Here is a 25,366-nt window from a genome sequence, read left to right as displayed (position 1 = left end):
GTTACTTGGCGGCCTCGACGAACTCCGTGGTGTACGTCTTGCTCAGGTCGACATCGGCGTTCTGGATGTTCGTGTTGAACGCCTTGAGCACCTTCTCCACGGTCTCCGGGCCGTTCTCGGGCATCACCCCGTCGTCGGTGAACATCGGCAGCGTGCTCTTGATGGACTCCGTGTAGAGCGCCTTGTCGCCCTGCGCGTAGTCGGCGGGCATCTTGGCCGCGATCTCGGCGGCGCTGTGCGTGGACATCCACTTGAGCGTCTTGACGAACGCATTGACCAGCTTCTGGACGGTGTCCTTGTGACCGTTGACCCAGTCCGTCTGCATGTACAGGCTCGACGACGGGTACGGCCCGCCGAGCGCCTTCTCGGAACCTTCCGGTGTCCGCATGTCCACCAGGACCTTGCCCGCCTTCTTGTCCAGGATCGTCGCGACGGTCGGGTCGGTCGTCATGCCGCCGTCGATGGAGCCCTGCTGGAGCGCCGAGATGAAGGTCGCACCGGCACCGACGGCGACCGGCGAGAAGTCGCTGACCTTCACCCCGTTCTTGACGGCGAGGTACTTGGTGAGGAAGTCGGTCGACGAGCCGAGGCTGGTGATGCCGAGCTTCTTGCCCTTGAAGTCCTTGGGCGAGGTGATGTCGCCGGCCGCCTTGGTGGAGATGACCTCCACCTCGCCGGGAGCGCGTGAGAACTGCACGACGGACTCCACGGCCTTGCCCTTGGTCTGGAGGTCCAGCGTGTGGTCGTAGAAGCCGACCGTCCCCTGGACCTGCCCGGCGACGAGCGCCGTCTCGGCCTGCACACCGGCCGGTTCGGTCAGCAGCTCCACGTTCAGGCCCTCGGCGTCGAAGTAGCCGAGCCGCTGGGTGAGCATGGCGGGCATGTAGATGACCTTGTCCAGGCCACCGACCATGATCTTGACCTTCGTGCCGCTGCCGTCACCCTTGCCGCCGGAGCCGGTGGAGGCGGTGCTGGCCGCGTCGTTGGCGCAGGCGGTGAGGGAGGAGAGGGCGAGCAGGCCGGCGGCGGCCAGGGTGCTGTATCTGGCGGACTTGCGCATGCGGTTCACGTCCTTGTGAGAGGCGGTGCGGGGTGGCGGGAGGGGGCCAGGCTCAGCTGTCGGATTCCGACGGCTTCCACCGGAAGATGCGGCGCTCGGCGAAGGTGAGCAGCCCTTCGGCGGCGAGCGCGACGACGGCGAGGATGACCATGGCGGCATACACGCCGGCCGCGTTGAACGTCCCCTGCGACTGCGCGACGAGCAGGCCGATGCCCTTGGTGGCGCCGATGTACTCGCCGACGATCGCGCCGATCAGGGCGAAGCCGAAGCTGACGTGGAGGCTGGTGAAGATCCACGAGGTGGCGGACGGGATGACGACCTGGAGGGTCACCCTGCGGTCGCTCGCGCCGAGGATCCGGGCGTTGGCGACCAGGTTGCGGTCGACCTCGCGGGCGCCCTGGAAGGCGTTGAAGAACACCGGGAAGAACACCAGCACGACGGCCGAGGCGACCTTGGAGGACGCGCCGAGCCCGAACCAGATCACGAAGATCGGGGCGAGCACGATCCTGGGGATCGAGTTGAGCACCTTGATGTATGGACCAAGGACATCGGCCAGGAAAGCGATCCGGCCGAGGGCGATACCGAAGACCACACCGGCGATGACGCCGATGATCCAGCCGAGCAGCGCCTCGTAGAGCGTGTACCAGATCTGCTCGCCCAGGGAGCCGAGCGCGGTGCCGTGGGTCACCCAGGTCCAGATCTGGTCCCAGATCTTCGACGGCATCGAGAAGTTGAACGGGTCGATGACCTCGGCCCGGGACAGGGCTTCCCACAGGCCGAGGACGGCCACCAGGAGCAGTACGCGCACGGCGAACACGATCACCTTGCGTCTGCGGGCGGCCTGGGCCCTGGAGCGGGCCCGGTCCGGGCCGGTCTTCACCACGTCGGCGACGGGTGTGCTGAGCACCTCAGGCGACATTGGCGGCACCCCTCTCGCGGGTGATGCGGACCTCTTCGCCGAGGGACTCCCAGATCTCGCGGTAGATCTCGATGAACCGCGGCTCCAGACGCACCGACTCGACCTTGCGGGGGCGGGGCAGGTCGATCTCGAAGACCTGCTTCACCGTGGCCGGCCCGGCGGTCATGACGACGACCCTGTCGGCGAGCGCGATGGACTCCTCCAGGTCGTGGGTGACGAAGACGACCGAGGCGCCCGTGCCCTCCCAGAGCCCGAGGAGTTCGTCCGACATCAGGGCCCGGGTCTGCACGTCGAGCGCGGAGAACGGCTCGTCCATGAGCAGGATCTCGGGGTCGTTGACGAAGGTCGCGGCGAGCGCCACGCGCTTGCGCTGCCCGCCGGAGAGCTGGTGCGGATAGCGGTCCTCGAACGCGGCGAGCCCGACCTTGGCCAGCCAGGCACGGGCCTTCTCCCTGGCCTCCGCCTTGGGCACGCCCCGGAAGCGGGGCCCGGCCATCACGTTGGAGAGCACGGTACGCCAGGGGAAGGTGGCGTCCTGCTGGAAGACGAAGCCGACCTTGTCGCCGACGCCGGCGACCGGCGCACCGGCCACCAGCACCTCGCCCTCACTGGGCTCCTCCAGCCCGCTGACCAGCGTCAGCGTGGTGGACTTGCCGCAACCCGTCGGCCCCACGACGGCCACGAACTCACCGCGCCCGACGGTGAGGTCGAGGTCGCGGACGGCCGTGTGCAGACCCCCCGACGGGGTCTTGAAGATCTTGCTCGCGCCCCGCAGCTCGATGGCGGGGCTGGTGTCTGCGTTCATGGGCCGGGACGGTAGGTGTGACCCGGACCACGGCAGCAGTCTTCTGGGCGCAAGCCGTTCTTTTGCTCGCAAGGATCTGTTGTGCTCGTTTTGCTCGCGCTACAACTGCGCAGACGAAACACGGGCTTAACGCTCGCCGGCCTTGAAGGAGAGGCCTGATGATTGACGTCCTGGTGGTCGACGACGACTTCCGCGTCGCTGAGATAAACGCCAAGTACGTGGGGAAGGTTCCCGGCTTCCGGGTGGCCGCCCGCGCGCACAGTGCCGCCCAGGCCCTGGCCGCCGTGGACCGCGGCACCATCGACCTGGTCCTGCTGGACCACTACCTGCCGGACCAGACCGGCCTCGAACTCGTCCACCGCATGCGGGAGCAGGGCCACGGCACCGATGTCATCATGATCACGGCGGCCAGCGATGTGACGACCGTCCAGAGGGCGATGCGCCTGGGCGCCCTGCACTATCTGGTCAAGCCGTTCACCTTCGCCGCCCTGCGCTCCCGCCTGGACTCCTACGCGGCCCTGCGCCGTACCGTCGACCGGGTCGGCGGCCGGGGACTGACCGGCCAGGAGCAGGTCGACCGGATCTTCGGCGCCCTGCGCACCTCACCGGCGCCGTCCGCGCCCGGCCTGCCCAGCGGCCACTCCGAGCCCACCACGGACCTCATCTGCGGCGTCCTGCACCGCGCCGACCACCCGCTCTCCGCCCACGAGGTCGCCGCCGAGACCGGCCTCAGCCGCTCCACGGCCCAGCGCTACCTCCGCCACCTGGAACAGGCCGGCCGCCTCCGCCTCTCCCTCAAGTACGGCGACACGGGCCGCCCGGAGCACCGCTACGCCTGGGTGGCGCCGTAGCCGTCCCGGACGCTCTAGACGGCCCCCGCCCCCGTCAGCGACCGCACCTCGGTCTCCGCGTGCCTGCCCTCGTCCGGGACCTCGTCCGAGGTGACCGTGCCGAGCCAGCCGGCCAGGAAGCCGAGCGGGACGGAGACGATCCCCGGGTTCTGCAAGGGGAAGTACTGGAAGTCCACCCCCGGGAACAGCGCGCCCGGGCTCCCGGACACCACCGGGGACAGCACGACAAGGCCCAGCGCCGGCACGAGCCCGCCGTATACGGCCCACACCGCGCCGCGTGTCGTGAAGTTCCGCCAGGACAGCGAGTACAGCAGCACCGGCAGGTTCGCCGAGGCCGCCACCGCGAAGGCGAGCCCCACCAGGAAGGCGACGTTCATGTCACGGGCCAGCAGGCCGAGGGCGATCGCCACGACACCGATGCCGACCGCCGCCGTGCGCGCGACCGCGACCTCGCTGCGCTGCTTGGCGTGCGGCCTGCGCAGGGTGGCGTAGAGGTCGTGGGCGACGGACGCCGAGGAGGCGAGGGTGATCCCCGCGACCACGGCGAGGATCGTCGCGAAGGCAACGGCGGCGACGACGGCGAACAGAACCGTTCCCCCCGTGGAGCCCGCGCCGCCGCCCAGGTCGAGCGCCAGCAGCGGAACCGCCGTGTTCCCCGACTCGTTCGAGGCACGGACCACGTCGGGCCCCACCACGGCCGCCGCCCCGAAGCCGAGCACGAACGTCATCAGGTAGAAGCTCCCGATCAGCCCGATCGACCAGACCACCGAACGCCGGGCCGCCCGCGCGGTCGGCACCGTGTAGAAGCGGGACAGGATGTGCGGCAGACCCGCCGTGCCCAGGACCAGCGCCAGCCCCAGGCTGATGAAGTCCAGCCGCGCGCTCCAGCTCCCGCCGTACCTGAGTCCCGGCGCCAGGAACGACTTCCCGTGCCCACTGCGCTCGGCGGCCGTGAGCAGCAGCCGGTCGACGTCGCCGTGGAAGCGCAGCAGCACCAGCACGGTCAGCGCCACCGTCCCGCTCAGCAGCAGCACCGCCTTCACGATCTGGATCCAGGTGGTGGCCCGCATCCCGCCCAGCGACACATAGATGACCATCAGCGCGCCGACCCCGATGACCGTCCACACCTGCGCCGCCTCGCTGGTCCGCCCGAGCAGCAGCGCGACCAGGCTGCCCGCCCCCACCATTTGCGCCACCAAATAGAAAACGGACACGGTGACCGACGACGTCCCCACCGCGATCCGCACCGGCCGCTCGCTCATCCGCGCCGCGACCACGTCGGCCAGCGTGAACCGTCCGCAGTTGCGCACCAGTTCGGCCACCAGGAACAGCACGACCAGCCACGCCACGAGGAACCCGACCGCATACAGCAGCCCGTCGTAGCCGAACAGCGCGATGAGCCCGGTCACGCCCAGGAAGGAGGCCGCCGACATGTAGTCGCCCGCGATGGCAAAACCATTCTCCATCGGGGAGAAGAGCCGCCCGCCGGCATAGAACTCCTCCGCCGAACCATGCCGCTTCCGGCTCACCCACGTCGTGATCCCGAGCGTCACGGCGACGAACGCGCTGAACAGCAGCAGCGCAAGCGTCTGGTGCTGGCCCGTCATGACGCACCATCCCGGACGCCCCGCGTCAGCTCCTGGGTGTCCCAGCGCAGCTCCAGCGCGGCGCGGTCCCTGCGCAGCCGCGCGTGCCGGGCGTAGGCCCAGGTGAGCAGGAACGTGCTGAGGAACTGCCCGAGCCCCGCCACCATCGCCACGTTCACCGCTCCCGCTACGGGCCGCGCCATCAGCCCGGGCGCCGTCGTCGCGGTCACCACGTACCCCACGTACCAGGTGAGGAAGACAGCGGCCCCCGGCACCACGAATCGCCGGTAGCGGCTGCGCACCTCCTGAAAGGCCGCGCTGCGCTGTACCTCCAGGTAGACGTCTCGGGCCCGGACTGCCGCCCCGTCCGCCTCCGTTCGCGCGCCGGGCACGGTCGGCGCCGGCTCCCCGTTGCCGGCCGGCTCGCCCCAGCCGGAGGCCAGCGCGTCGTACCAGGGGTCCTCGTACCTGACTTCCCGGGAGGCCGCGCCGTACTCGCCCTGGTCCTCGTGCCGCCCGGCCGGACTCTCGGAGCCGCCCCCGCCGTCGCGGTGACGCCCGTTGCTTGACTGCATGCCCAAGGATGGACAGATCGGGAAGATCCCTGACTCTTCTTCCCCCAGCTCTTCACCCCATCAGGTGACTCAATCCGCTGGTGGCCGCACCATTCCCTTTCCGTAGGCGTAACGCACCGCCTGTGCCCGGTCCTTGAGGCCCGTCTTGGCGAACAGGTTGTTGATGTGCGTCTTCACGGTCGCGGTGGACACGTGCAGCTTCCGGGCGATCTCCTGGTTGGTGAACCCCTCGGCGATCAGCACCAGGACCTCGCTCTCCCGCGCGGTCAGCCCGTCGGGCGGCTCGGCGGCCACGGGCGCCGGTTCAGGCTGCGACAGCCGCTCCAGCAGCCGCCGCTGGATGCTGGGCGACAGTCCCGCGTCTCCCGACAGCACGCTCTGCACGGCCCGCACGATCTCGTCGCCGCCCGCGTCCTTGGTGAGGTAACCACGGGCGCCGGCCCGCAGCGCCGGGAACAGCGACTCGTCGTCCGCGAACGTCGTCAGCACCACCACCTGGGTCCCGGGGTACTCCGACCGGATCCGGCGAGTCGCCTCCACGCCGTCGCAACGCGGCATCCTCAGGTCCATCAACACGACGTCCGGGGAGAGTTCGGCGACCAGCCGGACCGCCTCCTCCCCGTCGCCCGCGGCTCCGACGACCTCCACCCCGGGCAGCAGTCCGAGGAGCATCACGATCCCCTCCCTGACCACCGTCTGGTCGTCCGCGACCACGACCCGCGCGGGCTTCTTCTCCCCCTCCGTCTCCGTCATACGGGCACCCTCAACCGCACCTCGAACCCCTCGTCGTCACGCCCTGCCTCCAGCGACCCGCCCAGCAGCTCGGCCCGCTCCCGCATACCCAGCAGACCGTACCCGCCGCCCGCGCCGCTGAGTTCACCCGGACGACCGCCCGAGTCGCGTACGTTCAGCGCCACTTCGTGCTCGCCGTAGTCCAGCCGCACCTGGACCTTGGCGCCATATGCGTGCTTGCGGACATTCGTCAACGCCTCCTGGGCGACACGTCGTACGGTCTGCGACGCCTCCGCGGGCAGGGATCTGCGTTCACCCGTCACGGTGACCTCTGCGCCGTCGGTGGAGCCGACGAGTTCGGTCAGGAAGTCCTCCAGCGGGGTGAGTTCCCCGCGCAGGGCGGACAGGGCCTGCCGGGTCTCGGCGAGTCCGTCGCGGGCCATTCCCCGGGCGGCCACCACCCGTTCGAGGATCGTCTCCCGGTCGGCTCCGCGCTCGATCAGCAGCCGCGCGGCCTCCAGGTGCACCATCTGGGCGGAGAGGCTGTGCGCCAGCACGTCGTGGATCTCCCGTGCGATCCTGGCCCGCTCCACCAGCGCCGCCGACTCGGCCTCGGCCGCTCTCGCGGCGCGCTCCTGGGCGAGCAGCCGCTGGGCACCTCCCCGGGCTTCTGCGTCGAGTCGCAGGACATAGCCGGCGAGAGCCATGCCCACGACGGTGGCCGCGGTGGTCAGCCAGACGTCGTTGTTGAACGCGGAGTAGGAGGCCAGGGCCACGGACGTGACGGGCAGCGCGATCGCGATCGGCAACCGCTCCAGGGCGGAGATGCCGCAGCCGCACCAGATCACGAGCGCCGGTCCCTGGAAGCCCGTGGTCTCCGCCAGGACCGCGATCCCCAGGAGGACGACGATGAGCACCAGGGAGGGCACGAGCCGGTGGGCATAGGTGGTCCGGAAGAACCCCCAGGAGACCGCGGCGGTCACGACGACCCCCGCCACCGCCGCCGCCATGCCCCAACCGTGGACGTGCGACTGGTTGAAGGCGCTCCACAGGAGCAGGGCGAGGACCAGCAGTCTCACACCCCAGGCGAGGGCCCGCCGGGACCAGGTGAGCCCCGCTCGGCTCAGCGCCTCCCGTGAGGGCCAGCGTGTCCAGGCGTTCTCCGTCACACGCCTTCCTTCCTGGTGACCCGGGCCATGCCGTCACCGTACGCCCGGGTGGGGCCGGTGACCGACGCGGCGGAGGGCAGCGACTGGGCGCGCCAGACGAGGATGCCGGCGCGGACCAGCAGGGTGACCGCCAAGCCGAGCATGAGGGCCGCGCTGTCCTGATGGACGCCGACGGCGGCTCCGAGGGCGTAGAGACCGACACGCACGGCGATGCCGCCGAACCAGACGAGGGCGCTGGCCCTGGTGCTCTTGGTCCACACGACTCCGTCGGCTTCCGTCCACACCCGGGTGGTCCAGGCCCAGGCCGCACCCATCACCAGTCCCACCAGCAGTTCCGTACCGAGCAGCACGGCGGAGGCGGTGTGGTGGTGGGCGTCGAGTATGCCGGGTTCGCGCAGCGCGACGACCGCGAGGATCACGGGCACCAGCCACCAGCGCCTGCCTGTGTCGATCGGGCGGGCGCGGAACTGGCGCACGATCACCACGACGACGACGGCCACGATCAGCAACGCGTTGACGAGCCCGGACATCAGAGCCTCCGTGAGCGGGAAGGGGCGGTGCCGGGAGCGGGAGCTGCCGACGCCTTCGACGCTACGGAAATGCGCAGGTCAGCAAATCGGAGCGGGGGTGGATCACGGGTGGATTCCGGCGAACGGAATCTCTCCACCCCCGGGTGGAGAACCATGCGGGGGGAGCAACATCGGCCGACGGGGGTCGGGTGCCTGGGCTCGCTGAGCGGCTCGGCCGGAAGTGGCCCCCGCGGAAACGACCGCCAGACCGGCGGCCGGCCGGACAGGCGGCGGTGTCCCTGCCGGAGCGGCGGGCCGGGCAGCGCACATCTCACCGCCGCCCGGCCCGCCTCGTCCCGTACCGTCCTGATCCGTCGGCCGCCGGTCTCTCCTTCGGCCGGAGCCCAGCCCGGCGGCTACGCGTCGATCCGCGACCGGTCCAGCGTCGCCGCCGAGCCGGAGATGAACTCCTTGCGGGGAGCCACGTCGTTGCCCATCAGAAGGTCGAACACCTGTTCGGCCGCCTCCAGGTCGGAGAGGTTGATGCGACGCAGGGTGCGGTGGCGCGGGTCCATCGTCGTCTCGGCCAGCTGGTCGGCGTCCATCTCGCCGAGACCCTTGTAGCGCTGGATGGAGTCCTTGTACCGGACGCCCTTGCTCTGGAACTCCATGAGCTTGTCGCGCAGCTCGCGGTCCGAGTACGTGTACACGTACTTGTCCTGGCCCTTCTTGGGCTGGGTGATCTCGATGCGGTGCAGCGGCGGCACCGCGGCGAAGACCCGGCCGGCCTCGACCATGGGCCGCATGTAGCGCTGGAACAGCGTCAGCAGCAGGCAGCGGATGTGCGAGCCGTCGACGTCGGCGTCGGTCATCATGATGATCTTGCCGTAGCGGGCCGCGTCGATGTCGAAGGTACGGCCCGAGCCCGCCCCTATGACCTGGATGATCGCCCCGCATTCGGCGTTCTTCAGCATGTCCGTCACCGAGGACCGCTGGACGTTGAGGATCTTGCCGCGGATCGGCAGCAGCGCCTGGAACTCGGAGTTCCGGGCGAGCTTCGCCGTACCGAGCGCGGAGTCTCCCTCGACGATGAACAGCTCGCTGCGCTCGACGTCGTCGCTGCGGCAGTCGGCGAGCTTGGCGGGCAGCGACGAGGACTCCAGGGCCGTCTTGCGGCGCTGCGCGTCCTTGTGCTGGCGGGCCGCGATGCGGGTCCGCGCGGCGGCGACCACCTTCTCCATGACCACGCGGGCCTGGGCGGCGGCGTCGCGCTTGGTGGAGGTGAGGAACGCCTTCAGTTCCTTGGAGATCACGCCGTTCACGATCCGGCGGGCCGCCGAGGTGCCGAGGACCTCCTTGGTCTGGCCCTCGAACTGCGGCTCGGCGAGCCGGACGGTGACGACGGCCGTGAGCCCCTCCAGGGCGTCGTCCTTGACGATGTCGTCCTCGGCGACGCGCAGCATCTTCTTGGCGCGCAGCGCCTCGTTGAGCGTCTCGCGGACGGCCTGCTCGAAGCCGGCCACGTGGGTGCCGCCCTTGGGCGTGGCGATGATGTTGACGAACGACCGGACGTTCTGGTCGTAACCGGTGCCCCAGCGCAGCGCCACGTCGACGCCGAGTTCACGGGTGACCTCGGTCGGGGTCATCTGGCCGTGCTCGTCCAGGACCGGAACGGTCTCCTTGAAGGTGCCCTGCCCGGAGAGGCGGAGGACGTCGCAGACCGGCTTGTCGGTGGCCAGGTACTCGCAGAACTCGCTGATGCCGCCGTCGAAGCGGAACGACTCCTCGCCCTTGCTGCCGCCCTCGCCGAGGCCGTACTCGTCACGGACGACGATGGTCAGGCCGGGCACCAGGAACGCGGTCTGGCGGGCGCGCTGGTGCAGCGTGTCCAGGGAGAGCTTGGCGTCCTTGAGGAAGATCTGCCGGTCGGCCCAGTAGCGCACGCGCGTGCCACTGCGGGTCTTGGGCACCCTCTTGGTCTTGCGCAGCCCGCTCCCGGCCTCGAACCTGCCGTCCGGGCCGGCGCCGGTGAAGGCCCCCGGCACACCGCGCCGGAAGCTGATGGCGTGCACGCTGCCGCCGCGGTCGACCTCGACGTCCAGCCGCGCGGAGAGGGCGTTGACCACGGAGGCGCCGACGCCGTGCAGACCGCCGGAGGCCGCGTACGAGCCACCGCCGAACTTGCCGCCGGCGTGCAGCTTGGTCATCACGACCTCGACACCGGAGAGGCCGGTCTTGGGCTCGACGTCCACGGGGATGCCTCGGCCGTTGTCCCGGACCTCGACGGAGCCGTCGTCGTGGAGGATGACGTCGATGTGGTCGCAGTAGCCGCCGAGGGCCTCGTCCACGGCGTTGTCGATGATCTCCCACAGGCAGTGCATCAGGCCGCGGCTGTCCGTCGAGCCGATGTACATGCCGGGGCGCTTGCGCACGGCTTCGAGGCCCTCAAGGACGAGCAGGTGCCGCGCGGTGTAGTTGGAGCCGTCCCGGTCTGCTCCTGCCAGCAGCGCTGTGGACGGCACGGACGTATCGGCGGTCACGCGGTTCGCTCCTCGCTGAATTTCAATGGGGCCCCTCTGGGGTAAGGGGTCGGCTTCGGTCGCCGCTCAGAGGGTACCGAGGCCTGGTAGAGCCGTTGTAACGCCACCCTCGTCATGAACTCACACTAGTCCAGCGTCGTATGCGTGTTCGATCCCTCGATGGAGTGAAGTACATATCACGTTCCCTTCGAGGCATGAACCATTTAGGCTCCGGGCACGTCCTCACAAACAACCGGCAACCCGGCCGGGAGGATGAGACCGATGAACCGCGCGAACCCGTAAGCACTTAAGACGACGCAATACGGCACATTCGCCGCCAACCGGTAGCAGACGGCCACCTCGAAAGATTTTTTTTCGAGGAGAAGCCCCGAGCGGGAACGTTTTCGGGCTGGTTGGATGTTGACCCTGGTACGACAGCTCGTCGAGCTAGAGAAGAGGCGACGTGACTACTGTTCTGACCCCCGCGAGCCACCTGACGGCCGCCGATCGCTGCGACCGCTGCGGCGCCCAGGCATACCTGCGCGTCGTGCTGCTCAGCGGCGGAGAACTGCTCTTCTGCGCCCACCACGGTCGCAAGTTCGAGCCGGAACTCAAGAAGATCGCCGCTGAGATACAGGACGAGACGGAGCGGCTGACCTCCGCCCCGGCCACCGCTTCCGAAGATGAGCGCTGACCTCTCGCATCCACGACGAGCCAGCTCCGGCACAGGCCGGTGAAGGGCGGCCGCTCCTCAGGGAGCGGCCGCCCTCGTCGTATCCGCGCAGAGGCCCTCAGGGGCGCTTGTGCGGCCCTCGCGAACCGCTGAGGGCGCCGCGGGGTCCAAGCGCCCGTACGACCTCCGAGACGCGCGTGTAGACGCCGGGACTGCCCGGTCGGCCGCAGCCGCTTCCCCACGACACGAGCCCGATCAGCTTCCCGCCTGCGACCAGCGGCCCGCCGCTGTCGCCCTGGCAGGCGTCCGGGCCGCCCCGGGTCTCGCCCGCACACAGCATCGAGTCCGCCCGGTAGGTGCCGTCGGCGCCGCCGGGATAGGCCCGCTCGCACGTCCGGTCGGGCAGCACATGGAGCCGCGCCGCGTACAGCCGGCGCGAGTAGTCGCCGCCGCCCGTGACGTCGCCCCACCCCGAGACCAGGGCACTGGTGCCGGCCTGGTAGGCGGTGTCCCCCCGAGGTGCCATCGCGATGACCGCGCGGGCCGGCAGAGGCTCGGCAAGGGTGAGGACGGCGAAGTCACCGGTGTTCGTGTCCGGGTCGTAGCCGGGATTGACGCGGGCGACGGTCACGGGGATCTCCTGGCCCCGCGTCCCGAGCAGATCCGTGCGGCCCGCGATGACCTTGAGGTCGCGGACCCGGTCGGACGGCCCGCCGACGACGTCGTCGGCCAGGCAGTGGGCCGCGGTCAGGACGGTGGTCCGGCCGATCGCCACCCCGCCGCAGAACTGACCGGCCCGCGTACCTCCGAACCGGTCACGGCTGGACAGCGCGACCGTCCACGGGGCCTGGGAGACGTCGACGGGGAAGCCGCCGACCACGACGCTGTCGGCGACGGCGGGAGACGTGGCGGCCAGCGGTATGGCCGTGCTGACGGCCGCCAGGATCAGCGGCCGGATCAGGGCCGGGGCAACAGAACGGCGCATGCACGCTCCTCACTCTGGGTGGGACTGGGACACCCAGAGTCATCCAGCGCACCACGGCCCGCAGCACGAAGACCCGGCCTCCGCGGGTGGGATGCTGTTGGTTTATTCGGGCCTGGGCGTGACGTCGGCCTTCAAGACGCGGTTGTGGTCTTGAAGGCCGACGTTTGTCGTATGGGGTGGGTGCGGATGTCGATGCAGCCGAAGGGGTCTGGGGAGATTCCGGCGGAGACGGTGCGGGTGGCGCGATCCGCGTTCCCGAAGGGGAGTCTGGCCATCCGGGTGCGGGACGAACTGGGGCCGTTGTTCAGCGACGAGCAGTTCGCCGACCTGTTTCCAGCGAGGGGGAAGCCTGCCTGGTCACCCGGCCGGCTGGCGATGGTGCTGGTGTTGCAGTTCGTGGAGGCGCTCACCGACCGGCAGGCTGCGGAGGCCGTGCGGGCCCGGATCGACTGGAAGTACGCACTCGGGCTGGAGCTGGCCGATGCCGGCTTCGACTTCTCGGTGCTGTCGGAGTTCCGGGACCGGCTCGTCAAAGCGGACGGTGGCCGGGAGATCCTGGACGCTGTGCTGGCAGCCGCCGGCCGTCGGGGCCTGATCACCGTCCGGGCCCGTGCGCGGACCGACTCCACTCATGTGCTGTCCGCGGTGCGCGAGCTGAACCAGCTGGAGCTGGTGGCGGAAACTCTGCGATCGGCGCTGAACGCGGTGACTCTGGCCGAGCCGGACTGGTTGAACCGGCATGCCCGGCCGGAGTGGTTCAAGCACTATGCGACCCGGGCTGAGGACTCCCGGTTCCCCAAGGAGCGGTCCCGGCGTGATCAGACGTATCGGCGGATCGGCGGCGACGGCATACATCTGCTGGAGATGATCTGGGCCCGGGATGCGCCACCGGTCCTGCGGGGGCTGCCGGAGGCGGAGGTGCTGCGGCAGGTGTGGGTGCAGTACTTCCACCTGGTCGACGGGGAGGTGGCCCGCCGGGACCCAAAAGACCGGCCACCGGGCCTGATGCGCCTGGTGACCCCCTATGACCTGGAAGTCCGCACCGGTGGCAAGCGCGACATCAACTGGGACGGATACAAAGTCCACGTCACCGAGACCTGTGAGGACGACACCCCGCATCTGGTCACGAGCGTGGTGACCACTGTGGGCAGCGTCTCCGACGACCGGATGGCCGCCCCGGTCCACGCCGAACTCGCCCGGCGGGATCTGCTGCCGGGCGAGCACTGGGTGGATGCCGGCTATGCGAACGGTGGCGCCCTGGCCGCCGCCGGCCGCGACCACCAAGTCGATCTGCACGGACCGCTGAAAGCCGTGACCGTCCCGCATGCCCGCGGCGATGCCGCCTTCGGCCAGGACGCGTTCACCATCGACTGGGACAACCGGCATGTGACGTGCCCGAACGGCGTTGTCAGCACGCAATGGGCCGAGCGCCACTCGGAGGAGGGCCTGGCGACCATCCGGGTCCGATTCTCTCCGGCCCACTGCGGCACCTGTCCCCAGCTGCGGGAATGCGTCAACTCCCCCAAGCCCCGGCGGCGGGAGGTCAACCTCCGGCCCCGCGCCGAATACGAAGCACTCCAGCAGGCGCGAAAGCTCCAGGCGACCGGCGGGTGGAAGGACCGCTACAAGATCCGTGCCGGTGTCGAAGGCACCATCTCCCAAGCAGTCCACGTCTGCGGCCTGCGCAGATCCCGCTACCGCGGCCTGGACAAGACCAGCCTCCAGCACCAGCTCACCGGCGCCGCCGTCAACCTCATCCGCATCGACGCCTGGCTCACCCACACACCCCGAGCCCGCACCCGCACAAGCCCCCTGACAGCACTTCGCCCCACCGCATAGCGGTGGGGCGAAGCAACCAGGCCCGAATAAACCAACAGCATCCCGCGGTGGGAGGCCGGGCCTTCGACGCCGTACGAGGGCGACCTAGTCGAGGTAGTCGCGCAGCACCTGGGAGCGCGACGGGTGGCGCAGCTTCGACATGGTCTTGGACTCGATCTGGCGGATGCGCTCACGCGTGACGCCGTAGACCTTGCCGATCTCGTCGAGGGTCTTCGGCTGACCGTCGGTGAGACCGAACCGCATGGAGACGACGCCGGCCTCGCGCTCGGACAGGGTGTCCAGCACCGAGTGCAGCTGCTCCTGGAGGAGCGTGAAGCTGACGGCGTCGGCCGGGACGACGGCCTCGGAGTCCTCGATGAGGTCGCCGAACTCGCTGTCGCCGTCCTCACCCAGCGGGGTGTGGAGGGAGATGGGCTCACGGCCGTACTTCTGGACCTCGATGACCTTCTCCGGGGTCATGTCGAGTTCCTTGGCCAGCTCCTCCGGGGTGGGCTCGCGGCCCAGGTCCTGGAGCATCTGGCGCTGCACGCGCGCGAGCTTGTTGATGACCTCGACCATGTGCACCGGGATACGGATGGTGCGGGCCTGGTCGGCCATGGCGCGGGTGATCGCCTGACGGATCCACCAGGTGGCGTACGTGGAGAACTTGTAGCCCTTGGTGTAGTCGAACTTCTCGACCGCGCGGATCAGACCGAGGTTGCCTTCCTGGATGAGGTCCAGGAAGAGCATGCCGCGGCCGGTGTAGCGCTTGGCCAGGGAGACCACCAGACGGAGGTTGGCCTCCAGGAGGTGGTTCTTGGCGCGGCGGCCGTCCTCGGCGATGATCTCCAGCTCGCGCTTGAGCTTCGGGGCCAGCTTGTCGGCGTTGGCCAGCTTGTCCTCGGCGAACAGACCGGCCTCGATGCGCTTGGCGAGCTCGACCTCCTGCTCGGCGTTGAGCAGCGGGACCTTGCCGATCTGCTTGAGGTAGTCCTTGACCGGGTCGGCGGTGGCACCGGCGGCGGCGACCTGCTGCGCAGGCGCGTCGTCCTCGTCCTCGTCGGACAGGACGAAGCCCGCGCTCTCGGTGCCCTCGGGCTCCTCGGCGCCCGCCTTGACCTCCTCGAGAACCTCGTCCTCGAGAATCTCGGCGTCGTCCTTCTTGGTGGCGGTCTTCTTAACCACCGTCTTCTTGGCTGCGGCGGTCGCGGTCTTCTTCGCGGCCACCTTCTTGGCGGCGGGGGCGGCCTTCTTGGCAACTGCCTTCTTCACGGGCGCCGCCTCCTCGGCCGCGTCGTCGGCGACAGCGGCGGCGGACGCCACGGCGGGGGCGGCCGTGGCGGTGGCCTTCCTGGTGGTGGTCACCGTCTTCGCCGCGACCGTCTTGGTGGCGGTGCGCTTGGCCGGACTCTTCGCTGCGACGCTCTTACGGGTGCGCTTGGGCTCCGCGGCACTGACCATCAGCGTCACACCCTCTTCCTCAAGGATCTGGTTGAGGCTGCGCAGTACGTTCTTCCACTGAGTGGCCGGAATCTGGTCAGCTTCGAAGGCCCGACGCACATCGTCGCCGGCGATCTGCCCCTCAGCCTTTCCCCGCTCAATGAGAGCCATGACAGAGACGGACTCGGCGATCTCCGGCGGGAGCGTACGGGATGTGCTGGCCGACACGAACAACCTCTCGGAACGTTGGAAAACGGCTTCCGGCCCCGTCCTGGACGGACTGGAGCCGACCGCCGGCTTGGGGATGGGCCGACGGCGCGGGCGGGGGCCGGGAAGATGCACAGCGCCATGAATGGCGTCCGTATTCCCTCCGCGGCTGTCACCTCTTAGGTCATCGCGTTGTTCGCAAGAGCGTTACGCCCAATCTACGTGGCCCGAGTCACACCCCGTAAGCGCTCAAAAACGGTCAGATGTGGGCAGAGGCTGACGTTGATGATCTCTCCGGACCGTTGGGATCACTGCGGAGCCTGCCCCGTACGGCTTCGACGCAACCGGTCCGGCCACCATTCCCGCGAGCGCGAAGGAACCCGTCCTGCGAACGGCCACCGTACGCCGCGCCGATCCCGCCGCACCGCCGGGCCCCGCCGGAGCCCCGAGGGATCCGGCGGGGTCCGGCGGCGGCCGGCGGAAGCGGTTTCCCGGACCGACGGCGCCCCGAGAACGCGGCACTGACCGAGCGCACCGCTTTCGACGCGGGTCAGTGCTCGCGCGGGGCGGGCACCACGCGCTCCACCTCGGGGTGGACGGTCAGCAGCTGACGCATCGCCGACTCGGCCGCGGTGCCGTCTCCGGTGCCGAGCGCGTCGACGATCCGCGCGTGCTGGGCCAGGGAAGTCTCGTTCGGTCGCTCACAGCCGGTGACCGGGCCGCCGGACACCTGGAGAGCCGACGACACGATGCCGGACAGGTGTTCCAGCATGCGGTTGCCCGCGACCTGGATGAGCAGCGAGTGGAACTCGGCGTCGGCGCGCGAGAAGGTCAGCGCGTCACCCTGCGCCATGGCGTGGCTCATGATCTCGACCATGTCGCACAGCCGCTGCTGGACGTCCTCGCGCCCGTGTCCGGCGGCGAGGCGGGCGGCGAGCGGCTCGATCGTCCAGCGCAGCTCGCTGAGCTCGCGGCGCTGGTCGTCGCGCTGCGGCCCGAAGGCTCGCCACTCGATGATGTCCGGGTCGAGGAGGTTCCAGTCGCTGACGGGACGTACCCGCGTGCCGACATTCGGGCGGGCGCTGACCAGGCCCTTGGCCTCAAGGACCCGGAGGGACTCCCGGACGACGGTGCGGGAGACCTCGAAACGCTGGCCGATCTCTTCGGGGACCAGCGGGCGGTCCGCGCCCAGGTCGCCGGAGACGATCATCTGCCCCAGTTGTTGGACGAGTTGACCGTGCAGTCCGCGGCCGCGGCTGCCCGCGGCACGCCGGCCCACACGGCCCAGCTCCGGATCCGCACCCTCCCAGGCGGGCGTGCCGACCCGATCGGTGACGGGGACCTCCGCATACGGGTAGCGGTCGAGTTCGCCCGGGCCGACCAGACCAGAGTCTGCGGAGCGGGCGGCGGTCATCATGGTGTGCGCAAGGGTACTCACGGATCCTTTGTCGGCGCTGCCTCCAACTCCCTTGAGGTCTTTGGTGAAAAGCACACGAAAGGGTGATCGCTCACCCCGTCGCAATTGACGCCTTATCGGAAAGAAATGGCCGTTCTGCGGGGAGTTGTGCGCACGGCGGGATCGCAACCGCCCGGTCCGCGGTCATCGGGCCCTGGCCCGCAGGGTGCTGAACAGATACGCGCAGACCAGCGCCACCAGCGACAACGCCAGTGCACCGCCCACGGGTTGGGCGATCACCCGGGCCGCGCCGACCAGATATCGCTCTCCCCCGAAGGGCCACTTCAGCAGGAACATCTCCCGCATCCGCATCGGGAGTCCGGCGGCCATCCGTACCCCCGTCCCCTGCACAGCCCGGTGTACGACGGGCACGACGAGCACCGGTACGGCGAGCACCGCGGCGAGACCGGCCGCGGTGGACCGGAAGACACCGGCCGCCAGTACGCCGGCCCACGCACAGCCGACGATCAGCGCGAACCAACTCGCGGTCAGCGAGATCCAGTCGGCGGGAACCTGTGCGAGCTCCCGACCGTAGACGAGGTAGAGCACTTCGGCGTCGCAGCCCAGCGTGAGGAACGAGAGCAGTACCGCGGTCGCCCCGGAGACCAGCAGCTTGGCGGTGAGCAGCCCCAGCCGGCGCGGCACGGTGCCGCGGTCCGACGCCAGCGCGGGGTGACGGAACTCGTCCCCGAAGGCCAGTGCCCCGAGCAGTCCCGCGCCGAGCGCCGCCGGCGGCAGCGGCAGCTCCCGCGGCCAGGCCGCGAACAGCCGGGCCTGCGGGGTGTGTCCCACCCTGGCCAGCAGTACTGCGGTGAGGGCGGACACCAGGAGTACGGCACCGCAGGTGAGGAAGCCGGTGCCGATCCCGGCGGCGCGGCGGAGTTCGTAGCGCAGGGGGCGGAGGGGGCTGGGAACCGGGCGGACGGAGATGGGGGGCGGAAGCGGGGAGAGCGGGTCCGGCGCGTCGGCGGGTCCGGCGCCCGCGTGGCCGGCCGGCGCCGGGGCGGAGTCACCGCCGGCTGCGGATGCCTTCCGGAGTTCCGGCTGCGGCTTCGGGTTTCGGGCGGGCAGTTGGGCGGCGGGGGTCCCGGTAGCTCCCGAGCCGGTGGTGGGCCGGGCCGCGGGCTGGGTCACGGGAGTGTCGAAAGACGCGGCACGAGTCGACGACGCGGCACGAGTCGACGGCTCGTCGTTGACGGCCTCGACGGACGGGGCGTCCGTCGAGGCCTGGCCCGCGGGAGCATCCGCGGGTACCGCGCGGGTCGCCGGCTGTGCCGCGGCGGCTTCGGCGTGGCCGAGCGGCTGGGACGCCGGGGCTTCGGCGGACGCCGGGCGGCTCGGCGGCTGAGCGGAAGCGGCGGCCGGCGGCTGGGCGGGCACGGCGGGCGCCGTCCTGGTCGCCCCGACATGACCGGAGGGTTCGGCGGAGCCGAGGGAGGCCGACGTTTTGGCGAGCGAGGAGGCGGTAGACGGCTTGGCCGCTGCCGGAGCCGGCAACTCGCCGGGGGGACCCAGGCGGGTGGAGCGCTCCGCGTCCGGGATCGCGGGCACCGACGTGACGGCCGGGTAGTCCGTGCGGCCCGCGTCGGTGGTGTGGTGGAGCCGGGGTTCGGCGGCGGCGTCGGGGTCCGTGTCGGCCGGCGGCCGATTCCGGCCCGGCTCCTGGCCGGTGGTGCGCGGCTGCTGCGCGAGGCCAGGGGCGGCCGCGGGGTGCGGGCCGCCCAGCTCCGTCCTCGGCTGCGGTGCGACCGCGGGCGGATCCGTGTCCTTGCGCCCTTCGGCGTGCGATGCGTCCTGACGGCCGGGGGCCGACGCCTCCCCGGCCCGCTGCGGATGCGTCGGCCGGGCACCGTTCACCGCGGCCTGCTCCCCCGCGCTCTCGCCACCTGGCCGCTCGCACGCGGGCCACCCCTCGTCTGCCGCAGCCGGCTCATCGCGGTCCGGCTCCTGCCGCACCGGCTCCGGCACCGCTCCTGCCTCCGGCGCCTCCGCCGCCGGCCGTTCCGCTCCGGCCCCCGGCCCCATGTCGCCGGTCTCGTCGGCGAGTTGGTGGACGAGGATGCCGTGGCGGAATGCCGTCTCGCCGACCTCGGCGGTCGTACTGCCGTACACGGAGAGACGGTTGCCGCCTTCCCGTACGACCTCCACCGAGCGGTGGGCGGTGCGGGCCTCCTTGCCGAGGGCGGCGGCGAGCCGGTCGGCGTGGGGGGTGCGGACGGCCACGCGTGGGCGGAGCCGGGTGCGGGCGAACGCACCGGCGTCCTGGTCCGCCACGAGCCTGCCGGTCTTCAGGGTGACGACCCGGTCGGCGGCGCGGGCGGCCTCCTTGGGGTCGGCGGTGGTGAACAGAACCGTGCCGCCCTGCGCCGCGTGCGCCCGGAGCATGCGGTGCAGCCACTGGGCTTCACGGGTGGGGAGGCCGTCCGCCGGTTCGTCCAGGACGAGGGCGTGCGGGTCGGCGAGCAGCGCGCAGGCCAGGCCGAGTCGGCGGTCCGTGCCGTGCGACAGCGTGCCGAGGCACTCCTCGCGGAGGCTGACGAGCCCGACCGCTTCGAGCACTTCGTCGGCGCGTCGGGCCGGCACCCCGGTCGCCGCGCACAGCATGCGCAGATGACCGCGGACGGAGCGGGCCGGATGACCGGCGACGTCACCGAGGACCACACCGACCTCACGCGAGGGGTGGGCGATGCGGTGCAGCGGACGGCCCCTGAAGTAGGTGAGGCCGCGGCCCTGTTGGAGTTCGAGCATCAGTCTGAGCGTCGTGGTCTTGCCCGCGCCTGCCTCGCCCAGGAGTGCGGTGACGCGGCCCGCGCCCGCTTCGAAGGTCACGTCGTCGACGGCGGGCGGGTGCGCCTTGCGGGGGTTGCTGGTCAGTCCGAAGGCCTGGATCACCTTAGGGAAGATAGCGTGGAATGACCGTTTTTCCGGGTATAGAAGGTTTTAACCCGGCCCAAGTTCGCGCTGTCGGACGGTCACACCTCGGGCCGGAGCATCGGCGGGTTGAGCAGAGTGGCCCCGCCGGCCCGGAAAAGCTGGGCCGGGCGACCGCCCTGGCGGGTGGTCGTGCCGCCGGTGGGAACGAGGAAGCCGGGGGTTCCGGTCACCTTGCGGTGGAAGTTGCGCGGGTCGAGTGCCACCCCCCACACCGCCTCGTAGACGCGGCGCAGTTCGCCGACCGTGAACTCGGGCGGGCAGAAGGCGGTGGCCAGGGACGAGTACTCGATCTTGGACCGGGCCCGTTCCACCCCGTCGGACAGAATCTGGGCATGGTCGAAGGCGAGCGGCGCGACGGGCTCGCCGTCGCGGCCGTAGCCGCCCTGCGCGAGCAGTTCCTCCACCGGCGCCCAGCGTGCGTTGCTCGCGTCACCGCCCGCGCGCGGTGCGGGGAGGTCGGGGGCGAGGGCCAGGTGGGCGACGCTGACCACACGCATCCGGGGGTCGCGCTTGGGGTCGCCGTAGGTCGCCAACTGCTCGAGGTGGGCTCCGCCCTCCTGGGCGGGGGCGTCGGGGTCGTGGGCCCGCAGCCCGGTCTCCTCCGCGAGTTCCCGCGCCGCCGCCTGCGAAAGGTCCTCGTCGGCCCTCACGAAGCCGCCCGGCAGCGCCCAGCGCCCCTGGAACGGCGACTCGCCTCTGCGTACCGCCAGCGCGCACAGGGCATGTCGGCGCACGGTCAGCACGACCAGGTCCACGGTGACGGCGAACGGCGGAAATGCTGACGGGTCGTAGGCCATGCGGTGATCATAGTCGTCTGCCTGACGATAAACACTCCCTTCGGTACTCACTCCGACAGCTGATCCACTTCGCTCCGGTGCACATCCTCCGGTTCGTTCCGGCACGCGTTCCCGACTCGGTCGTCCTTTCGTCGCGGCCGTGCCGCCGAAGCGCCTCCTTTTCGGCCGTGCCGCCTCAAGGGGCCACCTCAAAGGGCCGCCACTCTCCCCGGCAGGAGCTCACGCCCGCAGCTGCAGGCCGTCCGCGGCCTCCTCGACCATGGCCAGGCCGAGCCGGCTGACCCGCACCGCGAAAGGCGCACCGGCCACCCGCAGTCCGGTCAGGCCGAGTTCGCCCAGGGGCGCGCTGTGGACCGGTCGGAGGGTGACGGTACCTGCCGGGGCATCGGGGCGGATGCCCGCGAGCGTGGTGAGGAGCAGGACCCCGGCAGCGGCGGCCGTGGCCGCCGGGCGGCAGGCCGCGGGGTGCGGAAGGGGGGCGCTTCCCTCACAGCGCTGCTCTCCGGCGAACATCTCCGGCAGCCGGTGGCCGAAGTGCTCGGCCGCCGCCAGCAGGCCGCGCAGCAGCCCGCCCGCCTCCTTCTCGTAGCCCGCGGCGGCCAGCCAGGCGACGGCGAGTGCCGTCTCCTGGACCCGGACGGCACCGGACCGATGTCCGAACGGACTGTGTCCCGCCTCCTTGGCTCCCAGGCCGCGCAGCCCCCACCCCGAGTCCATGGCCGGTCCGCCGAGCAGCCGGGCGAGCTGCTCGGTCTGCACCCTGTCGAGCAGGCCGACGGCCAGTTCGCCCGCACCGAGCAGGCCGGTGTCGAGAAGGTGCACGGCGGTGGAGCCGAGGTGGGGCAGGGGGCGGCCGTCCGGGGTCAGGGCCGCCGCAGGACGGCCGCCACCGCGGTCGTCGACCCAGAATTCCCTCCGGAACGCCGTCCTCAGCTCCGCAGCCCACTCCCGCAGACCGGCGCTCCCGGGCCGGCCGCAGGCGTCGAGGAGGTCGGCACCGAGCAGGGCGGCCCGGTGGGCGTGGGCCTGGGTCTCGGCACGCGCGGGGCCGCCGGGATGCGGGTCGCGGAGGTAGGTCCGGTCGCCCATCGCGGTGCGCAGCCAGGTCAGGCAGCGCTCGGCGGCGGGCAGCAGCTCCCGCGTCTCCTGTTCCGGGAGTCCCCACAGGCGGGCCTCCGCCAGCAGGACGGGGAAGAGCAGGGTGGCCTCCGTCCCCGTGCAGCCCGGTGGCAGGTGGGCTCCGGCGTCGCGGCGCGGGCCGGGGATCATGCCGGTCCGCGGTCCCGGACCGCGGAGTTGGGTGCGGGCAAGGGTGCGCAGGGTGCCGGCGGCGAGACGGGTGCCGAGGGGCAGGGTCATCCGGGCGGCGGCGAGTGCCTCGGCCGGGGCCAGACCACACCGCCACGGCGCCCCGGCGGCGAGGTAGCAGTCGGAGGGGTGCGCGGGGTCGCGGAGCAGCAACGCCTGGAGGTCGTCGATGCTCGCCCTCAGCAGGGCAGTGACCCTCGGGTCGTCGCCCGTGGCTCTGGCCGGTGCCAGCGGGCTGGTCGCGGCGCGTCCCACGGCACGCAGGGGGCTCGCGCCGTCCGGGCGTACCCGCAGCTCCACGCTCGCCGTTCCGCCCGGCGGCAGCTCGAACTCCCAGCGCAGCAGTCCCGCCGAGGCCAGTGCGTCGGACGGTGGGGGGTCCGCCGTGACCGAGGCGTTGCCGGTGGGGGTGGTCCAGCGGAGACCGGAGTCGTGGACGCTGGCCGGGAGTTCGGGCCCCGGGGTGCCGGAGGCGATGGCACTCAGGTCGGCCAGGTCCGTGCCGAGGGACACCTCCAGAGGCAGGCGCAGGGGGTGGGGGGCGCAGTTGCGCAAGGTGATGCGCTCCGTGCCGTCCGTGTGCCGGATCCGCTCCACGACGACGTCCGGATCCGGTCCCGCCGCCGGGGAGGCCCGGAGTGTGCCCACGAAGCGGGCGGAGTCCGCCCCCGTCATCCGGGCCTGCACGGCGACTGGTTCGCGGCCCGCGACACGGACCTGGCAGCGCGCGAGCAGCCGTCGGCCCGCGCGGTAGAACCCTTCCAGACCCTGGCCGGTCAACTGACCGTGTTCCGTGGAGATGGCGAGGCCGGGCAGCGCGACGCAGATCAGCGCGGTGTGCGTGGGCGGCAGGCCGCCGACGCGCCCCGGGCCCGGGGGAACCGGCCGGGCGGGGGTGGGCCGGGGTGCGCGGCCGCGCTGGCGCTCGGGGGCCTGGCCGCCTTGGGCCGACGGCGGCCAGGGCGGGCCGTCCCGCAGGCGGCGGTTGTCGGTGGCGGTGGAAGGCGGAGTCGGCTGATGCATGGGGAGGCTTCTTCTGTGCGCTGTGCGCCTGCGATGTGCCGGGCACCGGACGGCGGGTTCCGGAGGGACGGGGGACGGGCGGCGGCACGGCCCGTCCAGGCGTTCCGCCACTCAGGTGAACGGAGACGGACTCCTCCTGGTCACGCCCCCGCCTGCCGAAGCCGGTCCGAAGTCGACGCGGCGCCGCGCCGTTCGGGCCGGTCGGGCCGTGCCTGAGGCTGCGAACACCCTGGTCAGACAGGTCGGTGCGGCGCCTGCCGCCGCGCGGGTGGTCACGGCGTCGCGTCCCTCCGACGAGGTTCCGGACCCGGCGGACCGCATCACGTGCCCAGATCCGGCCGACTGCCGCCACGGAACGTCCCGCGCTCATTCGTCCCGCTCGTCGCGGCCGGTCCCGGATCGCGTGCCTTCCCGCCCGGCCCGGCCGCCTGTCTCACCCCGCTCCGCCTTCTCCGCCGCGCGTGTGCGGGTGCGGCCCGGCCCGGCGGCGGCTGGGCGGGTGCGCCCCGCACGCACCTGCCCCAACCGGGTTCCGGCCGGCCGTGGCAGTCGGTCGGCGGCGGTGTCCGCGGTGCGTGAGGGACGGCCACGGCGGGTGCCGGAACGGGCGGGCGCCGGGTCGCCGGCATCGGGGAGCGGCGGACCGGCGTCGCCGACTGCTCCGGTCCCGTCCGCCGGCCCGCGACCGGCGCGGTCCGTGAGTTCCGTCCGCCCGGCGTGTGCCGTGTTCTCCGTGCGTTCCGTGCGTTCCGTCCGCAGGCAGCGGCGGATCGACTCCGGGTCCAGGCCCTCGTTGCAGGCCTGGTGGAGCAGTTTGGCGAAGAGGTAGTCGGGGTCCGCGCCCAAGGCCATGGCGAAGGCCTCCCGTGCCTCCAGATCGTCACCGGTGGACCAGGCGACCCAGCCCGCCAGCGTGAGGGGAGCGGCGGCGTGCTCGCCGTAGGAGCCGACGCAGCGGCGGGCCAGGGCCCGCCACAGCCGCAGGGCCGGGCCCGCCTCGTCGCCCTCCATCCAGGCGGCCGCGTGGTCGCGGGTCGTGCGGTCCTGCAGCCCGAGAATCAGGGTCGCGGCCTCGTCGTGGGAGAGCAGGGTGTCGTCACGGACGTCCGCCTGGTGGGTGCCGGACACGGGCGTGGCAGCGGCGTACCGGTCGATGACCCGCCGGGCGAGGGCGAGGGTCTCCTCGGCCACGTCCGCACGGAACGCGTCGTCGAGGATGCGGGGCACCAGTGCCATGCCGGCGCTGTCCAGGGCGATCTCCTGCTCCAGTACGCCGCCGGCCTCCCGGGGAAGCAGCCTGGACCGCAGCTCACGGAGGCTGCCGCGGACCTGGATCCCGGCATAGGCGGCTGCGGCCGCGAGCACGGAGGTGCCGGGCAGGCCCATGGGGACGCCGTCGGGCGGACAGCACTCCTCGGTCGGGCAGCAGTACGACCAGAAACGGCCGTCCGAGACGCACAGCGCCTCGATCACGGGCACGTCGAGCCGACCGCACTCGATCCGCAGCAACCGGGTCAGCGGCGCGAGCCGCTGCATCACGTCCCGGCCCGATTCGCCGGGCGCCGGTTCCTGGCAGACGTAGGCGACCATCTGCTCGGGCCGGACTCCCCGGCGCTCGCCGCCCGTCACCAGGCCCTGCGCGAGCTGGCGTGCGGCCGACTCCCAGTCGTCCTCGTTGGCGGGGATGCCGAGCCGGGCCCGTCCGCCGAAGCGGCCGCGGCCGGCGCGGTCGTTGAGGGCCACCAGCACCATGCTGTCCTCGGGGCGGTACCCCAGCAGATAGGGCAGCGCGTCGGCCAGTTCGGCCGGCGTGCGCAGGGTGACCTGGGTGTCGTGGGCGGACGGTCCGAGCGGGACCGCGCCCCGGGTGATGTCGCCGTTTTCGGAGGGTCCGGTGGTTTCGCTGTGATTCGTCATGCGCAGACGATCTCGCGGATCTTGTGATTCCGGTTGAGCCTGTGGATAAGTGGAATCAGGGACACGACAAAGCCGTCTCCGGC

Annotated in this window: 19 protein-coding genes; 3 read left to right on the top strand and 16 right to left on the bottom strand. The window is 71.4% G+C overall.

Annotated elements, in window-relative coordinates; genetic code table 11:
• Nucleotide 1: 1 nt before the first annotated feature.
• From ACGF5O_RS14640 to ACGF5O_RS14630, 3 genes are read right to left on the bottom strand one after another with little or no spacing between them, the layout of a single operon-like run.
• Entirely contained in the window at nucleotides 2–1,060 is a 1,059-nt protein-coding gene (locus ACGF5O_RS14640; RefSeq protein WP_393810243.1) for an ABC transporter substrate-binding protein, read from the bottom strand.
• Between the two features lie 52 nt (nucleotides 1,061–1,112).
• Entirely contained in the window at nucleotides 1,113–1,979 is an 867-nt protein-coding gene (locus tag ACGF5O_RS14635) for an ABC transporter permease (RefSeq protein WP_393810242.1), read from the bottom strand.
• Nucleotides 1,969–2,784, bottom strand: coding sequence for an ABC transporter ATP-binding protein (locus ACGF5O_RS14630; RefSeq protein WP_393810241.1), 816 nt, complete (start codon nucleotides 2,782–2,784; stop codon nucleotides 1,969–1,971). Before ACGF5O_RS14630 ends, ACGF5O_RS14635 begins: the two co-directional genes overlap by 11 nt.
• 158 nt (nucleotides 2,785–2,942) lie before the next feature.
• Between ACGF5O_RS14630 and ACGF5O_RS14625 the strand changes: the two genes are divergently transcribed.
• Nucleotides 2,943–3,635 (top strand): response regulator, encoded by a 693-nt coding sequence (locus ACGF5O_RS14625; protein ID WP_393810240.1) that lies wholly within the window; start codon nucleotides 2,943–2,945, stop codon nucleotides 3,633–3,635.
• Between the two features lie 14 nt (nucleotides 3,636–3,649).
• Here the strand turns inward: ACGF5O_RS14625 and ACGF5O_RS14620 are convergent, their stop codons facing one another.
• The 6 genes from ACGF5O_RS14620 to ACGF5O_RS14595 form a co-directional block, all read right to left on the bottom strand.
• Complete coding sequence (locus ACGF5O_RS14620) at nucleotides 3,650–5,242, bottom strand: cation acetate symporter (RefSeq protein WP_393810239.1); 1,593 nt, start codon at nucleotides 5,240–5,242, stop codon at nucleotides 3,650–3,652.
• Entirely contained in the window at nucleotides 5,239–5,796 is a 558-nt protein-coding gene (locus tag ACGF5O_RS14615) for a DUF485 domain-containing protein (protein WP_393810238.1), read from the bottom strand. Before ACGF5O_RS14615 ends, ACGF5O_RS14620 begins: the two co-directional genes overlap by 4 nt.
• Nucleotides 5,797–5,865: 69 nt before the next feature.
• A complete protein-coding gene (locus ACGF5O_RS14610; protein ID WP_393810237.1) occupies nucleotides 5,866–6,549 on the bottom strand; it encodes a response regulator in 684 nt (227 codons plus the stop codon).
• Nucleotides 6,546–7,697: a sensor histidine kinase gene (locus tag ACGF5O_RS14605; RefSeq protein ID WP_393810236.1), complete on the bottom strand. Its 1,152-nt coding sequence runs from the start codon at nucleotides 7,695–7,697 to the stop codon at nucleotides 6,546–6,548. The genes ACGF5O_RS14610 and ACGF5O_RS14605 overlap by 4 nt, the downstream gene beginning before the upstream one ends.
• Nucleotides 7,694–8,227 (bottom strand): DUF1453 domain-containing protein, encoded by a 534-nt coding sequence (locus ACGF5O_RS14600; RefSeq protein ID WP_393810235.1) that lies wholly within the window; start codon nucleotides 8,225–8,227, stop codon nucleotides 7,694–7,696. The genes ACGF5O_RS14605 and ACGF5O_RS14600 overlap by 4 nt, the downstream gene beginning before the upstream one ends.
• Nucleotides 8,228–8,622: 395 nt before the next feature.
• Nucleotides 8,623–10,746: a type IIA DNA topoisomerase subunit B gene (locus ACGF5O_RS14595; RefSeq protein WP_393810234.1), complete on the bottom strand. Its 2,124-nt coding sequence runs from the start codon at nucleotides 10,744–10,746 to the stop codon at nucleotides 8,623–8,625.
• Between the two features lie 442 nt (nucleotides 10,747–11,188).
• On the opposite strand from ACGF5O_RS14595, the gene ACGF5O_RS14590 reads away from it, so the two are divergent.
• Nucleotides 11,189–11,419 (top strand): hypothetical protein, encoded by a 231-nt coding sequence (locus ACGF5O_RS14590; RefSeq protein WP_181803130.1) that lies wholly within the window; start codon nucleotides 11,189–11,191, stop codon nucleotides 11,417–11,419.
• A gap of 97 nt (nucleotides 11,420–11,516) precedes the next feature.
• Here ACGF5O_RS14590 and ACGF5O_RS14585 read toward each other — a convergent pair whose 3' ends face one another.
• Nucleotides 11,517–12,383, bottom strand: a complete 867-nt coding sequence (locus tag ACGF5O_RS14585) for a serine protease (protein ID WP_393810233.1) — start codon at nucleotides 12,381–12,383, stop codon at nucleotides 11,517–11,519.
• Between the two features lie 186 nt (nucleotides 12,384–12,569).
• Here ACGF5O_RS14585 and ACGF5O_RS14580 point away from each other — a divergent pair, with 186 nt between their 5' ends.
• Entirely contained in the window at nucleotides 12,570–14,222 is a 1,653-nt protein-coding gene (locus ACGF5O_RS14580) for an IS1182 family transposase (RefSeq protein WP_393810232.1), read from the top strand.
• 84 nt (nucleotides 14,223–14,306) lie between these two features.
• Here the strand turns inward: ACGF5O_RS14580 and ACGF5O_RS14575 are convergent, their stop codons facing one another.
• The 6 genes from ACGF5O_RS14575 to ACGF5O_RS14550 all read right to left on the bottom strand — a co-directional run bounded on the left by ACGF5O_RS14575 (nucleotide 14,307) and on the right by ACGF5O_RS14550 (nucleotide 25,283).
• Nucleotides 14,307–15,869 (bottom strand): RNA polymerase sigma factor, encoded by a 1,563-nt coding sequence (locus ACGF5O_RS14575; RefSeq protein WP_393810231.1) that lies wholly within the window; start codon nucleotides 15,867–15,869, stop codon nucleotides 14,307–14,309.
• A 529-nt stretch (nucleotides 15,870–16,398) separates the two neighbouring features.
• A complete protein-coding gene (locus tag ACGF5O_RS14570; RefSeq protein ID WP_393810230.1) occupies nucleotides 16,399–17,286 on the bottom strand; it encodes a FadR/GntR family transcriptional regulator in 888 nt (295 codons plus the stop codon).
• A 162-nt stretch (nucleotides 17,287–17,448) separates the two neighbouring features.
• Nucleotides 17,449–20,196 (bottom strand): ATP-binding cassette domain-containing protein, encoded by a 2,748-nt coding sequence (locus ACGF5O_RS14565; protein ID WP_393810229.1) that lies wholly within the window; start codon nucleotides 20,194–20,196, stop codon nucleotides 17,449–17,451.
• An 80-nt stretch (nucleotides 20,197–20,276) separates the two neighbouring features.
• Nucleotides 20,277–21,035, bottom strand: coding sequence for an NUDIX domain-containing protein (locus ACGF5O_RS14560; protein ID WP_393810228.1), 759 nt, complete (start codon nucleotides 21,033–21,035; stop codon nucleotides 20,277–20,279).
• A gap of 219 nt (nucleotides 21,036–21,254) precedes the next feature.
• Nucleotides 21,255–23,366 (bottom strand): glycogen debranching N-terminal domain-containing protein, encoded by a 2,112-nt coding sequence (locus ACGF5O_RS14555; RefSeq protein ID WP_393810227.1) that lies wholly within the window; start codon nucleotides 23,364–23,366, stop codon nucleotides 21,255–21,257.
• 366 nt (nucleotides 23,367–23,732) lie between these two features.
• A complete protein-coding gene (locus tag ACGF5O_RS14550; protein WP_393810226.1) occupies nucleotides 23,733–25,283 on the bottom strand; it encodes a DUF4192 family protein in 1,551 nt (516 codons plus the stop codon).
• Nucleotides 25,284–25,366 lie beyond the last annotated feature (83 nt).

The sequence above is a fragment of the Streptomyces sp. NPDC048291 genome, from assembly GCF_043201715.1.
Taxonomy (GTDB): Bacteria; Actinomycetota; Actinomycetes; order Streptomycetales; family Streptomycetaceae; genus Streptomyces.
Note: the sequence above shows the minus strand (reverse complement) of the source record. Positions and strands in the feature narration are given on the sequence as shown.

What these genes read in the sequence shown, in the direction of transcription:
- ACGF5O_RS14600 (WP_393810235.1), bottom strand. Translation starts at nt 8,227, where the DNA reads ATGTCCGGGCTCGTCAACGCGTTGCTGATCGTGGCCGTCGTCGTCGTG.
- ACGF5O_RS14610 (WP_393810237.1), bottom strand. Translation starts at nt 6,549, where the DNA reads ATGACGGAGACGGAGGGGGAGAAGAAGCCCGCGCGGGTCGTGGTCGCG.
- ACGF5O_RS14630 (WP_393810241.1), bottom strand. Translation starts at nt 2,784, where the DNA reads ATGAACGCAGACACCAGCCCCGCCATCGAGCTGCGGGGCGCGAGCAAG.
- ACGF5O_RS14580 (WP_393810232.1), top strand. Translation starts at nt 12,570, where the DNA reads ATGTCGATGCAGCCGAAGGGGTCTGGGGAGATTCCGGCGGAGACGGTG.
- ACGF5O_RS14620 (WP_393810239.1), bottom strand. Translation starts at nt 5,242, where the DNA reads ATGACGGGCCAGCACCAGACGCTTGCGCTGCTGCTGTTCAGCGCGTTC.
- ACGF5O_RS14625 (WP_393810240.1), top strand. Translation starts at nt 2,943, where the DNA reads ATGATTGACGTCCTGGTGGTCGACGACGACTTCCGCGTCGCTGAGATA.
- ACGF5O_RS14560 (WP_393810228.1), bottom strand. Translation starts at nt 21,035, where the DNA reads ATGGCCTACGACCCGTCAGCATTTCCGCCGTTCGCCGTCACCGTGGAC.
- ACGF5O_RS14640 (WP_393810243.1), bottom strand. Translation starts at nt 1,060, where the DNA reads ATGCGCAAGTCCGCCAGATACAGCACCCTGGCCGCCGCCGGCCTGCTC.
- ACGF5O_RS14550 (WP_393810226.1), bottom strand. Translation starts at nt 25,283, where the DNA reads ATGACGAATCACAGCGAAACCACCGGACCCTCCGAAAACGGCGACATC.
- ACGF5O_RS14585 (WP_393810233.1), bottom strand. Translation starts at nt 12,383, where the DNA reads ATGCGCCGTTCTGTTGCCCCGGCCCTGATCCGGCCGCTGATCCTGGCG.
- ACGF5O_RS14555 (WP_393810227.1), bottom strand. Translation starts at nt 23,366, where the DNA reads ATGCATCAGCCGACTCCGCCTTCCACCGCCACCGACAACCGCCGCCTG.
- ACGF5O_RS14635 (WP_393810242.1), bottom strand. Translation starts at nt 1,979, where the DNA reads ATGTCGCCTGAGGTGCTCAGCACACCCGTCGCCGACGTGGTGAAGACC.
- ACGF5O_RS14615 (WP_393810238.1), bottom strand. Translation starts at nt 5,796, where the DNA reads ATGCAGTCAAGCAACGGGCGTCACCGCGACGGCGGGGGCGGCTCCGAG.